The 14,096-nt window shown below is 47.0% G+C and carries 10 protein-coding genes; 3 read left to right on the forward strand and 7 right to left on the reverse strand.

Going from position 1 to position 14,096, the window contains the following annotated elements; genetic code table 11:
- Positions 1-79 precede the first annotated feature (79 nt).
- On the reverse strand, positions 80-1,261 hold the full coding sequence (locus K6V26_RS12385; protein ID WP_224265468.1) for a 6-bladed beta-propeller: 1,182 nt from the start codon (positions 1,259-1,261) through the stop codon (positions 80-82).
- A gap of 253 nt (positions 1,262-1,514) precedes the next feature.
- On the opposite strand from K6V26_RS12385, the gene K6V26_RS12390 reads away from it, so the two are divergent.
- Both K6V26_RS12390 and K6V26_RS12395 read left to right on the forward strand, forming a co-directional pair.
- Entirely contained in the window at positions 1,515-2,681 is a 1,167-nt protein-coding gene (locus K6V26_RS12390; protein WP_224265469.1) for an MFS transporter, read from the forward strand.
- 67 nt (positions 2,682-2,748) lie between these two features.
- Positions 2,749-4,011: a Gfo/Idh/MocA family protein gene (locus K6V26_RS12395; protein WP_224265470.1), complete on the forward strand. Its 1,263-nt coding sequence runs from the start codon at positions 2,749-2,751 to the stop codon at positions 4,009-4,011.
- 3 nt (positions 4,012-4,014) lie between these two features.
- Here the strand turns inward: K6V26_RS12395 and K6V26_RS12400 are convergent, their stop codons facing one another.
- Together K6V26_RS12400 and K6V26_RS12405 are read right to left on the reverse strand one after the other, a co-directional pair.
- Positions 4,015-4,695: a response regulator transcription factor gene (locus K6V26_RS12400; protein ID WP_010802741.1), complete on the reverse strand. Its 681-nt coding sequence runs from the start codon at positions 4,693-4,695 to the stop codon at positions 4,015-4,017.
- 9 nt (positions 4,696-4,704) lie between these two features.
- Positions 4,705-6,177: a sensor histidine kinase gene (locus K6V26_RS12405; RefSeq protein ID WP_224265471.1), complete on the reverse strand. Its 1,473-nt coding sequence runs from the start codon at positions 6,175-6,177 to the stop codon at positions 4,705-4,707.
- Positions 6,178-6,329: 152 nt separating this feature from the next.
- Here K6V26_RS12405 and K6V26_RS12410 point away from each other — a divergent pair, with 152 nt between their 5' ends.
- Entirely contained in the window at positions 6,330-8,471 is a 2,142-nt protein-coding gene (locus K6V26_RS12410; protein ID WP_224265472.1) for a TonB-dependent receptor domain-containing protein, read from the forward strand.
- A 65-nt stretch (positions 8,472-8,536) separates the two neighbouring features.
- Here K6V26_RS12410 and K6V26_RS12415 read toward each other — a convergent pair whose 3' ends face one another.
- The 4 genes from K6V26_RS12415 to K6V26_RS12430 form a co-directional block, all read right to left on the reverse strand.
- Entirely contained in the window at positions 8,537-8,962 is a 426-nt protein-coding gene (locus K6V26_RS12415; RefSeq protein WP_224265473.1) for a DUF5053 domain-containing protein, read from the reverse strand.
- 40 nt (positions 8,963-9,002) lie between these two features.
- Positions 9,003-9,173, reverse strand: a complete 171-nt coding sequence (locus K6V26_RS12420; protein WP_224265474.1) for a hypothetical protein — start codon at positions 9,171-9,173, stop codon at positions 9,003-9,005.
- Positions 9,174-9,270: 97 nt separating this feature from the next.
- Positions 9,271-11,001, reverse strand: a complete 1,731-nt coding sequence (locus tag K6V26_RS12425) for an endo-alpha-N-acetylgalactosaminidase family protein (RefSeq protein ID WP_224265475.1) — start codon at positions 10,999-11,001, stop codon at positions 9,271-9,273.
- A 40-nt stretch (positions 11,002-11,041) separates the two neighbouring features.
- Positions 11,042-14,086, reverse strand: a complete 3,045-nt coding sequence (locus K6V26_RS12430; RefSeq protein ID WP_224265476.1) for a glycoside hydrolase domain-containing protein — start codon at positions 14,084-14,086, stop codon at positions 11,042-11,044.
- Positions 14,087-14,096: the final 10 nt, after the last annotated feature.

A 14,096-nucleotide genomic window follows, 5' to 3' on the forward strand; every position in this document is an offset into this window, starting at 1 on the left:
ATCATTTAATTGTTAGTAGTGTAAAACTGTCGCAAAGTAATAACTTTTTTACTAACTGACAATAAATAATAACGCCAAATCAATCGAGACTTACTTCCATAAGGATCAAATTTTCGTCTTCGTCCAATGTTTTGGTTATCTCCAGCAGGTCTCCGCCCAGTTCGTTCTTTTCCATTGCTTCCAGCAAAGTAAAAGGATATAAGGTATAATAGAGCTTGTTATTATTGAAGACAAAGTTCATCATGTCGCCGTTCCGCCAGTCTTTATTTGTCAGTTTGACATGCGAGAAAGAGTTTTCTGCTACATTATATAAATAGAGTTCGTCACGCAGTTTCATTTGACCTTCATCTTTCAGGAAGACAGCGTTGACAAGCATCTGATTCGGAGTCAATGCCCGGATCTCGCAAGCGATCTTTCCATCTTTCTCTGTCGATAACGGCAGTTTGGTAAAGACAGGTTTCAGTTGACGGTCGGGCGACAACTGATATAACGTATCGGCAGCCGGTTCGCTGATCAGGCATCCTCCGTCGCCACAGGATAGCAGGTTTCTCATACGGTTCAGCAGGATAAAGGGACGTCCGTCGCGGGTAGTTACGATCATACTGCGATAACGATTGTCGGAGACGATAGGCAGACGTTCGATCTTCTTTCCGGTTTCCTTATCCATCAGGACATAAGGCTGGTTACTTGCTTCCGGATTATCATCTATTTTAGCGGTCTCACCTTCTTTCACAAAAAGAGCGCCTTTCATATCCAGAAAGACCATTGCATTCTCATCCAGCGATTCGATTACATCCATCTGCAAAGAATCCGGCAGACTGAAAGACCTTTTATAAGTCCCGTCCAAACCATAAACCTGCATCTGGGTTATTCCATCTAAAAAAAGTTCCTGACGTTTCTCATCATACAGGATATGGCGTATCCGGGCATATTCTTCACCGCCTTGCCCCTTGCGGTTAAAATGGCTGATCATCTCGCCTTTCTTATTGAAACCGATCACGTCGCCGGTAGAAGACCCGATAAAAAACAACCCGGCTTCGCTGGGAATAAGTTTCATCTGGTCGCCCAGCAACACGTTTTCAGGCGTTTGCAGACGGAAATAACGTACCTTTCCCAAATCCTGCAAAGCGGCCTCCCTGTCCGGAATATCCGCACGAAAATCCAATACAGGCAACGGGCCTTCATTCTTTGCTCCATTCTTACATTCATTCAGTCCCACTACCAACATCACTGCCACTGCACATAAACATATCCTTTTCATAATCCCTTTGAATTTAATACAACATAGCGCAAATAAAGAGATAATATTTCAAAGAAGCAAGGATATTACGACAAATTCGTAAAACACACATTACATTCGTAAAGCAAAGAAGATGAATGTATACATACCTGTATTTAACATTTCACATGGACTACTCCAAACCGCCGGGAGAAAAATGGTTCGTCCCTGTAAGACGCAAGACTGATAATATACGTACCTTTGCCCAACGATTAAAGATAGATTTCCGGACAAGATGAAACGAAACATACTTGCGCTATACATTATTAAACTATCCAAATGGTTCACCCTGGTCATGCCAATCATCGTGCTTTTCTATGAAGATCACGGACTGGGATTGCAGGATGTATTTATACTGAAGAGCGTTTATTCAATCGCAGCCGTGGCACTCGAGATACCCTCCGGATATCTGGCCGACGTGTGGGGACGACGCAAATGCCTCATACTCGGATGCATTCTTTTCTTTTTTGGGTATCTCTGTTACTCCTTCACCTCCACCTTCGCCGCCTTTGTCATAGCCGAAATACTATTGGGAACAGGGCAAACGCTGGTCAACGGGGCAGACTCCGCCTTGCTATACGATACGACAGTCCAATATAAGAAGGAAAACCTTTATCTGCGTTACGAAGGGCGTATCACCATGATCGGTAACTTTGCCGAAGCCATTGCCGGTATTTTCGGCGGATTGCTGGCGGCTTACTCGCTGCGTTATCCGTTTTATGCACAGGCACTGATCGCATTCAGCGGCATTCCGGCAGCCTTCGCCCTACAGGAACTGAATATTAAAAGTAAGGTGCAAAGTCCTGTACAGGAGATCGTACGGATCATCAGGTACTCGCTAGTCACTAATAAAAGGCTCTGTTACAATATTATGTTCTCAGGGATTATCGGAGCTGCCACACTCACCATGGCGTGGTTCGTACAACCTTACCTGATGTATATGAATACGCCCACTTCGTGGTTCGGCGTAATCTGGACGGTGCTGAACCTGACCGTAGGGATCGCCGCTCTTTATTCGGACCGTGTGGACAGCTATTTCGGTCCCAAAAAGATGGGCATTCTGATCCTGACATTCGTGGCAGGCGGTTACGTGGCACTCGCCTTCAACCTGACCTACGCAGGACTAGCCATCCTGTTCGTTTTTTATATCATAAGAGGCTTTGCCACCCCGATATTAAAAGGATACATCAACCAGATGACCTTTTCGGAGATGCGTGCCACCGTCCTTTCCATCCGTAACTTTATCATCCGCCTGATGTTTGCCGCCATCGCTCCGTTCATCGGCTGGCTGAACGATATGTATTCGCTCAGGATCGCCTTACTGGCATCTGCCGCGATCATCATGGTACCGGGAGCCTTATTCCTCTGGCTGCAACTAATGGCAAAGACCGATAAAGAATAACAGGTGAACGATTTATAAAGATTTTATCCTATATTTGGGGAATATTTACTTATAATCATCTTAGATCATGAACACAGAGAAGACCATTCCCGTAACAGCCATCGTGTTGGGAGCCAGCGGAAGAGGAAAATTGTACGGCGATTATTCACTGGAGCACCCGGAAGATTTGCAAATCACCGGCATTGCCGAGTTGGTGGAACTGCGCCGCAACATATATGGTGACAAATACCATGTACCCCGGGAAAACCGTGTCGCCACCTGGGAAGAAATGCTCAGCCGTCCCAAGTTTGCCGATGCCGTCATTATCGCTACCCCCGACCATCTGCATTATGCCCCCTGTATGAAAGCGCTCGACCTGGGATATGATATCCTCCTTGAAAAACCGATCGCACAGACAGACGAGGAATGCCGTCGCCTGGTAGCCTATGCCAAAGAAAAAGGAAAGATCGTCGGTCTGACGCATGTGCTCCGTTACTCGCCTTATTTCGGAATGCTGAAAGAGATGGTGAGCAGCAAAGCGATCGGCGACCTGGTCAGCATCCAGCATTTCGAACCGATAGAACATGTACATATGAGCCATTCGTATGTGCGCGGAAGCTGGCGCAACGCAGAAGCGAGTACGCCGCTGGTCCTTGCCAAATCGAGTCATGACCTGGATATCCTCCACTGGATCATCGGCAAACCTTGTAAGAAAGTGGTAGCCTTCGGTGACCTGGCGCATTTTAAGGCGGAAAACGCCCCCGAAGGTGCTCCGGCCCGTTGTACCGACGGTTGTCCGGCAGAAGCGACCTGCCCTTTCTCCGCCCTGAAAATCTACTACCGCGACCGCACCTGGCTATACGTATTCGACCTGCCGGAAGACCCGGACAAACAGGGCGACGTCATCCTCGAAAACCTGAAAACAGGACCGTATGGCAAATGCGTCTACCATTGCGAGAACAACCAGCTCGATCATTATATGATGCTGATGGAATTTGAAGGCGGCGTAACGGTCAACTTCTCGATAGAGGCTTTCACTTCGTATGGCGGACGCCGTACCCGTATCATGGGGACGCGTGGCGACATCGTCGGCGACATGGAAGAGTTCACCCATACCGACTTCGCCACCGGCGTTTCAAAAACATACAATGCCAATGCCGAAGACGCCCTGAACTACGAAGGCGTAGGCCACGGTGGCGGTGATACCGGTATGATCCGCGACTGGATCGAAGCCATCCGCCGCCAGGATGCCAGCCTGATGAGCACACCACTCGACGAGTCGCTGGAAAGCCATCTGATAGCCTTTGCGGCAGAAAGAAGCAGGAAAGAAGGGAAAGTGATAAGCCTTTAAAAGTCAGAGCCGTCCGCCGACCAGCTTATATCCGATCCCCCGTACATTCAATATTTTGATACGGGGGTCTTTCTCTAATTTATGGCGTAGTTTGGTGATAAATACATGCAGGCTGCGGGTATTGTAAAAGCTGTCGTTACCCCAGAGTTGCAGCAGGATATCCTTCGTATCGACCGGCAAAGTTCCGCTCTCGCAAAGAAGCCGCAACAACTCCGACTCCCTGAATGACAGTTCGATCTCCTCACCGCCGATCTGCAAAGTCTGGGTAGAGGGATAAAAGGTGTAAAGTCCCAGTTCATGGTAAATAACGGCTACCGGTTCAGACTGGCTTTTCACTGTCAAAGCCTTCACCCGGGCAATCAGTTCACGGAGGCTGAAAGGCTTCCGCAGGTAATCGTTCGCCCCAAGCCCGAAACCGAACACGATATCGTCCACCGAAGAACGGGCACTCAGAAACAGTACGGGCACCTCCTTATCCATCCGGCGAATGCGGCGAACCATCTCGAAGCCGTCCACCTCCGGCATCATCACGTCGGCAATGATCAATGCGGGATGCTCCCTGAAATACTGTTCGAGCCCCTCCAGACCGTCGCGGGCAATAGCAACTTCGTAACCTTCCTCTTCCAGGGCATCTTTTACGATCATTGCCAAAGAGACTTCATCTTCTACTAATAGTATGTTCATAATCTCAGGTTATTGAGGTAATGTAATTATAAAACAGGTGCCTTTACCGGGTTCGCATTCCACTGTGACGCTCCCACCATGTTTCTCCACCATAGTCTTCACATAGAACAGTCCGATGCCATAGCCTTTCACCGGTGACTGACGGACAGAGGGTATGCGGTAGAACTTATCAAAAATATGGCGGCGGTATTCTTCGGGGATGCCAGGACCATTGTCCTGTACCCGTATCTGTGTCTTTCCCTCCGTCGCCACCGCCCGTATCGTTATTTCCGGTTCTTTATCCGCATATTTGATGGCATTATCCACCAGGTTGCTGATGATGCTGTACAAATGGATACGGTCTGCTCTCAACGTGATTTCCTCCGGCTGATACTCTGTCCGAATGCGGAAAGAGCGGGACGATTTTATCTTCTGTTGCTCCACGAGCCTGGCTATCAAATCATTCAAAGACAGTTTTTCTATCACCAGACGGATATCTTTCCGTTTCTCTAAACTGAGCGAAAGGATTTGTTCCACCATCCCGCCCAGGCGTTCCAGTTCCTCATGGCAAAGGTGCAGATATTTATCAGCCTTTTCTCTATTATCCAGCAGGTTATAATGGATAATAGATTCAATGGCGGCATACGAAATGGCGATCGGTGTTTTCAGTTCATGAGTAACGTTATGCGTGAAATCATCTTTCAACTGTTCCACCGTCTTCTGATGGAATAGAAACCAAATCATATAGGCAAACGATAAAGCAAGAATCAGCAGAATCAGGAAAGAAGAAACCAGAATCCCCGTCATACCAGCCAGTGAAGCCATGCGAGTGGATTCCACATAGACATAGAAAGCTCTTGGAGTAAAAGTAGTGTATTTCCAGATATACAGGTGATAGCGTGACAAATCTTCTCCTTCAGGGACGGAAGTGGCAATGACCGTGCTGTCGGTAAGCAGACGTATCTCCGTGAAATGGCGGAGATTCAGGTTCTTTTCCCGTAGATTAGCTACCAGCAGGCTATCGAACTTTGCTATATTAACAGGAGAGATCGTGTCGATGATTTCATGAAGGCTACGCTGCATCTGTAAACCCAGCTCACCCAATGACTTGAAATCGTCGCCCACTTTGACTGAGTAGCTTTGCAGAACTTTCTTCATATCCTCATCTACTCCGCTTGCATAAGAGAGAGACGCCTTCTTCTCTATGATGCTGACCGGTTGAATGACCGAATCTTTATCTGAAAAACGGGTAGTCAGGGCAACTCCTCCCCGATCATCGGCCTGCGATATCGTTACCCGTTGCTTATTCGTCTTTTTGCTGATAAAGTCAGCACGACTAAACAGTTCGACATGGTCGGCATTGCGGATAGCCTGCATAATGTACTCCCTGTTCTGCTGTTGCAGGGAATGGTATAATCCGTTTATCCAGAACAACTGGTAGACGAAGATTCCCGACAAAGACAGAATAACCAAGAGAATGATATACTTGAACGATGATTTCATGCAAACAAATATAAGGAATCTCCGCCATGCAACTTCCCGCTTTAAATCAAAATAACACAGTTTTCGCCGAATGTTATTTAGTCTTACCAAATGAAAGCCTTTTTTGGTAATCACTGGCGTCCTCCCTACCTTTCGTATAAAAACAAAAGGCCATGAAAAGAATCTATTACTTATTACCGATAGCCGGCTTACTCTCGCTTCCCACACAAATGCTGGCACAAAAACAGACTGGTAGCGAAACCATCCTGGTCAACGACAGCATCACGTTGAACCTGCCGGAAGTATTCGTCAAAGCGGAACGGCCGCTGGTAAAGATGACCGACGGAAAACTGCAATACGACATTCCCAACCTGATGAAAAGCAAACCGGTGGATAATGCGTTCGATATATTGGGGGAACTACCGGGAGTAGGCAAAAGCGGCGACAATATCTCCCTGCTCGGTACCTCGGAAACCACCATCATCATCAACGGCCGGAAAAGTTCAATGACATCGGAACAGTTGGCCGACATGCTGAAAGCAACTCCTTCGTCCAAGGTAAAAAAGATAGAAGTGATGTACAGCACTCCACCCCAATACGGTGTAAGAGGCGCATCGATCAATGTGGTTATTGAGAACGACCGGAGCCTGGCGGATATCCTGAAAGGAGAAATATCGCTGACAGGAAAACAGGCCTGGTATTTTTCTCCTACAGCACTGATGAATCTGTCCTATACCGGAAAGAAGTATGCCGCCGACCTCTCCTACTCGGCCAATTACCGTCACGGACGTTCGACAGAAGATATGCACGCAGAACCGACCGTGAACGGTACAAAATACGATATTCTGCAAAAGAACTGGTCGGAAAACAAAGGCATCTCCCATAACCTGCGGGGTGCCTTCGAATATGATTTCAGCAATAAAGACAAGCTGTCGGCCTCCTACACAGGAAAATATGTACAAGACAAGCCAGTATCCCTGAGGGGCGGACAGACAGATTTCAAGGGTATCGAAACCGTTAATACGACCAGCCGGACTACAGGTCCTTCGTTTCTGCATAGCACACGGATCGACTACAACGGACATAAAAACCTGAATGCCGGCATCGACTACACCTTCTACAAAGATAAATCCTTGCAGGACCTGGTTAATAATTTTGAAGACAGCAACGACCAGGACAGACGCAACGAGAGCAAGCAAAAATCACAACGAGCTAATATATATATCAACCACTTCGTTGTCGTAGGAGAAGGATGGAAGATTTCTTACGGGGCAGAAGCCTCCTTATCGGGGACGACCAATGAGGCTTCCGCCCTTCTGAATAATGAAAAAGAAAGCGAAGGGACCTTCTATATGAAACAAAAAGAACATTCGGCGGGTATATTCGGCGGTTTCTCCCGTTCGTTCGGAAAGAAATTCACGCTGAATGCTTCGCTGGCTGTCCATTATTACAAGGCTTCAGTTGATTCTGCCGGAAAGAAGGGTACGTTATGGGATCAGGCAGACTTGTTTCCGTCGCTTTCCGCCGTTTACCGGATCAACCGTTCGAATATGTTACAGTTCTCATTGTCGAGTAACAGAAAATATCCTTCCTATTGGGCAACAACTCCCAATACCTATTATATGAATATCTACAGCGTGATAAAAGGTAATCCGCAGTTGAAACCGGAACTGAACTATTCGATGCAACTGACATATGTCATAAAGAATAAATATGTACTGGGGGCTTTCGCTAACTTCCAACCCGACAAGATACAGCAGATGTCGTATCAGCAACACGACCGTCTGCAATCGGTCTTCCATTCCATCAACCTGGATACGCATACGATGTACGGACTGATGGCCGTTGTTCCTTTTCGTGCCGGCGAAGTGCTCAGTTCGCGACTGACGCTGATGGGGTTCAGCATCCACGACAAAGGCACGCTAGTCGATATCAGCTTCGACAGGAAGAAGTTGTTCGGGCGGGCAATGCTGACAAATACGATCTTTCTGACGCGCGACAAGAACCTTTCGCTCGACATCAGCGGCGATTACAGTTCGCCGGCGATCCAGGGCATTTACGACATCGATCCCCTGTATAGCCTCGATGCCGCACTGGTATGGACACTCCCCAAAAAGAGACTCCGCCTGACGCTTAAAGGCTCTGACCTACTAAATAGCCAGAAACCTCTCACCCATATCGACGAACAAAGACAAAAGAGCCGGATGGAGTTGTTCCAGGATATACGCTCCGTCTCCCTGACACTCCGTTACAGCTTCGGTGGCTACAAAGAGAAAAAGGTGAAATCCGTAGATACTTCGCGGTTCGGAACTTAATAAGATTCAGTTTTGATTATCCGGCAAGTGAATAATCAGCCAGATAATCAAAACAATCTTTTAAACTATACAAATTTAAGTGCTGTTTCATTGATTCTTTTACTCAAATCCAGTAAAGCTGCTGCAAAGCGTTTCCGTTCATCTTCTGTAAACCGGGCAGGTTTTCCGTTCACTTTATTACCGTTTAAACGTTGATAAAGCCAGGTTTTACTTTTACCAAAATACTCTTTCGCAATATAACTCAACGATAAAGCATTCGCAACGTCCCCTAACTCCAATGCCAACTTAACATCCTGTAATTCTGACTTTATAGCCTTCAACCCTTTTTCTGTAGCTTCAGTAAAAATCATTTTCTCATCGCCCGGCATCGCTTCTATCTTCTGTGCCCGCTTTTCCTGAAACATCGCACGTTCTTCGGGCGTCATGTTTTTAAACAGTTCAAAATCGGCCTGCATATCTGCTGTAGGTAAGAATTTAGATAAATCTTCCATAAATATATAAGTTTAATTCCCTTTTGTTGGGATTTTGTTTTTACTCAGATTTCAATATCTCATCTATTTCCGCAATCATATCCAATATATCATTAATATGTTGCTCAAATTCCGGTTCCTTCTTTATTACCCGATTTCCTGTATGAAATTCAAATAATAATTTCAGGTTCTCTTTCTGTCGGATAAGCTCCTCCTTCTCTTCTTTTGTCATAGCTAAGATTTTTTATATTAATACTGATTTATTTGATTTTACAAAAGTAATAATCCTTGAATCATTCTGCAATAATCCAAGGATTATTTTTATAGAATTAATGTAACGGTATCCCTGCCGGAACAATCGAAACCGCTTCCGCTTCCTCTTTCTCCAACGTCAGCATAAGAAGGCCATTCTTCACCGGCACTGCGGATTGTTTCAATGTCGAACCATTCATAGTTATGGAATATATATCCACTGAGCTGACTTTTTCCCAACCTTCCGGCATCCGCCAGCTGCGGTTATCGTAACCTTCTGCGGAATAGGCGATGATCTCGTTTTCATTCCAAAGAGCTGGAACAAATAGATTATCGTTCTCACGCAGGATAAAATCGCCTTTGCGGATGATGTTCTTTCCATCTTCCACACGGGCTACGACACCATCACTGTAATACAACGCGTCATCGATAAAAGCAACACGTTCGAGACGACTCAGATAATACCAGGGCAACGTCATCGTACAGAACTGAGACAGGAAACCGGGAAGATTATCCTTGTCTTTCTGAAAAATCTCTTCACCTTGCATACTGGAACCGAAACGAAAATCACCTTGTCCGTCCCGATGTGTCCGTCCCCTTGCCGATAGCCGTTCGGGGACTTCCATCTGGAAGTTTATATCCGCTGGAAACCACCACGACATAGGTTGCAAACCGACAAAACCTTCTCCCGCCGGATGAGCCCAGAAAATACCTTCACCGGTAACATCGAACCCTTTTTCGCGCCAGTATTTAAATATCTTCCGCTGTGTTTCTACCTCTTTATACATATCAATCCCTCCGTTCTCCGGTTTGGCATGCCAAGGACTTAACGGACGGTTTTCCGGTTGCCAGTAAGCCATAAAAGCGTCGATATGAATGGTATGGCCTTCCTTTAGTTCGGGAACCATCCCGATCAGGTTGTCGATACGTTTTTTGGCGAAGCCTTTCTCCCACTCTTTCGTATAGCTCAGATGATAAGCTCTATGTCCTTTGACATATTCCCAGATGGATTTCAGGTTTCCATTGACATCACGTGCAATAATATCATTTTTGATATAAGTATCCCAAAGAGGACTTTCCTCGAAAGCATCGACCATATTGATGTGCAGACTGATAGTCGTATTATAAGCACGTGCTTCACGGATCAGCCAACGGAGACTTTCGAGAGCTGTAGCATCTTCTTCGCGTTTCAGCTTAGGGTTGACGACGCTCCAGTCGGGATAAAGATGATCATGACCACCACGCTGCCAACCGACCAGGTAAATGATCTTCGGGATACCGCGTGTCAGATTATCCACTCGTTTCACCACATCGAGCGCCTGAGCGAATGTACAAAGGCATGACGGGTCTTCTTTTTGGAAAATCACGTTGTTCGGATCAGGTTCATTCAGTTCGCCATCGTACCCCATAAAAAGTTTCAACACCAGGGTCTGGTGGTAATCACGATAATAAGGGGCAACAACGACTCTCTTTTTCGCCTGATAAGTGGCACCGTCTTTCTGATAGACGGCAGTCACTTCAGCCAGTCCGCCATCCTTCGGGATTAACTGATCACCGGATAAAGCGACAACCTCGACATTTCCACTGGCACTGACTGTACGTACGGATAAAGCGATATCGGATAAGGAGAGATCGGATGTCTTTCCATTAGAATAATGACCGGTAACACGAAGGGTTCCCTTTTCTCCGGGATTACGTACCGGATTCAGAGTTTCTTTATCCAATTGGATAGAGATCTCCTCTAGTTTGTTCTGTGTACAACAAGACAGACAAAACAGAATTGTAAGTACATACAAAGATATTTTCATGATAAAATTCAAACTTTATGAATCGGGTGCAAAATAATAGTCATTCACTCAAAAGGATCAGCCATCCGCGTTTCGGATCGACAGGAATCAGATCGGTCGGCGTAAACTCCCGTGCTTTCTGAAAATCGGTAATATCCGGAGCCTGCATACGGACAGACGACGGATTCAGACCTAATTGTTTCCAGTCGATATTCAGTTTAACCTGCTTCTTCGTACTGGAATAATTACCGATCGACAGCAGTGTCTTGCCTTTATTCACGTACGTCGTTACTTTCACATCTTTATCTGAAACGGTCACAACCGGATTCTTTTCCCAGAAGCCGATCATCTGCGCATCCATGATCCCGAATTCATCCCACAGCTTCCAAACATGCCGCGGATTACCAACAACACCTTCAGTATACCAAGGCAAACGATTCGTCATGCCATATTGCATTCCTAACCATTGGTTACCTCCACCATGCAACATATCCCCCATTAAGCCGAAAGGAAGACCGGAGACTTCTACCAGCCAGTTTGCCGGAGACATTTCGTTATACATGAAACTTTCGCCAAACCATACCTTGTCCACGTAAGGGAAGTACTCTGTATACTGGGTAGCCGGTCCACGTGAGAAACCAGTATTCGAATGCAAGTCGATAATACAACCCGGCTTCACCTCTTCCATCGCATGACGCATCCGTTTCAGCATGTCACGGCCGAAAGCGACATCATCCAGATACAACCCATCGATGCCGGTATACTGCACTAACCATGCCAATCCTTCCACATAGTAATTGTACCAACGTGAATCGCCTGTTGCCGTCAAGACAGATGCATCGGCAATGACACCTCTTTTCTCTCCTTTATCAAAATGCTGGTACCACTGAGGAGTATAATCGGTCACATAATGTTCGCAACACCAAGGGAAACCGCCCCCGTTACCGCCTTGCAAGATTTCATCGCCCAAGCTGCGCAATGCCCAGATTTCCGGGACAACATTGGTCAACTCGCGGATGGTATAATACAACTTCACCTTACAACCCTTGCCATGCCATTCATCCGCAAAAGCCTTGATGGAATCGGCTGTCATGAACGGGTAATTAATGAACGGATTCAGGTCGTTGGCATGATGTACGTTGATGATCTTTATACCCGTCTCCACATCTTTGGCCTCCGGTCTGGGAGTACCCCCATTATGGTAATACCGGTTGGTAAACTGGCTGCGGCTATTTACTTTCTTTACCGGGGTGAGCAGCAAAGAAAAATCGAACGTCAAGTCTTCGCCGGTTTTGAGAGTACGCGCACCGCTGTATGCCGTCGCCGTTGTCAGGTTACCGTTACGGTTGATACGGAAACCGCCTTTGCCGTTGTTATACCAGCTTTCGGGATAAGCCGGACGATAAAGATTCAACAGCGGACCGGTATAACTTGCCCCGCGCAATTCGCAATGGATACCAGCTTTTTCGGAACCGCACCAGAAACTGTCGAAAGGCCACAGCCACGAAGCTCCTTTGTTGGTCGGGATGGAAACGGCAAAATCGTGTACCGTCTTTCCTTGATTATCCCACCCTCCGGAATAATTAGCCGGGGTTTCCTGCCCAGGCAAACCAAATCCCATGAAATAAGAGGAGGCTTCGCTTTTCATCGGTATCTCAAGACGGATGTCTTCAATCTGCAACTCTTTTTTAGGAGTGATGGTATAGACATAGTTCATCCAGCCGTCAAACTCCATCGTGCCTGTACAAGCCAGTGCCAAGTCATCGTCTTCCGCCTTCCAGGCACCCGATATTTTTCCTTCGGATCGCCCCGTCAGATCGATCGTCCCGTTCAGCTTCTTTTCTCCCGAAGCTGTACGGATGACAAAGCGCACGGGAGAAGCCAACACTTCCTGTCCCCACGAGTCGATAGACGACGGCAGGGCGGTCTGCCTGTCGAAAGACACCTCACGCCCCAGGCAGGAAACACGGTTGTCGGTCAACGACATGGCCGTGTAGCCTTCGGTCGGTTTGTCACTGATTCCCCGGGTTGAGTTGAGCCAACGCAGACGGCTATGACGCCAAAGTTCGCCATCGCCACGGTCTGCCAGCATTTTACCGGACACTTTCAGCTCTATTTCTACAGGAACAGCATATCCTGTTTCATCCTTTACAGTAACGACGCCTTTATACGTACCACTGGGTTGGTCTGCTTTCAGATCCACCCCGAACCATAATGGTTGAACGGCATCCGGAGCTACACTCACCTTTTTGGTAAACGGTTTTCCTTTCGGATTTACTCCATTTATATTGAAGCAAGTAATCGCTTCCGCCGGAATCAGGTTATTTCCACTTTTCAAGCCGGATGTTTCATAAGTAACACTCTTCAATTCGTCTTTTGCAGCCCACACACCTAACTGGAAGGTGTAATATTCGTTCGGTTGGGCTTTCCCGGTAAACGACGTTTGCAATGGACTTTGCAACCATTTATAAGGAACATCTGCTTTCATACGTATAGGCAATGAGCGATCTTCCGGGAAGACGAGAAAGTGTCCGGGATTGGCTTGCCGGTAACTCTCTTTCTCACTGGCCGAAGCTGCAACTTCCATCGGATAGAAACTGTCGAACTGCGTACGCGATTCTACACGGACGATCGTAGCTTCCGGAAGTTGCCCGACAGAAGATCCGGACGACGTAACGGCCAGCCATTGCCGGTCAGGTGCCTCTTCCTTCGGATAATATCCCCGGTGATAATTACCATGTCCTTCCTGTACCAGGTAAGGCAGGTAATAAAAGAAATAAGTGCCTTTCTTTTTGACAGGGCCAAACAGAAGCTCACATTGTTCGTTATTGACTTCCAGTCGCTGGATGTTGGGGATCGTATCTCCCGTCTCTGCATCGACAATCAGAAAACGACGGTTCTCCACCTCCTTATCGGGGCGCCGCCAGTCGAAGGATAGCTTGACCGCTTCAGCCGGAGCGTCAACCGCCAGTACGGCACGATGGTTACCCAGAGCTTCGTTCCACGGAGTCTCAGCCACTGCATACGTGTAGGGTGCCAGTGCTGTATCCTGGCAACAACCAATCCCTATATAGACAAATAATGCATACAATAATAAATGTTTCATGAAGTTAGAA

It is taken from the genome of Parabacteroides goldsteinii (assembly GCF_020091425.1).
Lineage (GTDB): Bacteria > Bacteroidota > Bacteroidia > Bacteroidales > Tannerellaceae > Parabacteroides > Parabacteroides goldsteinii.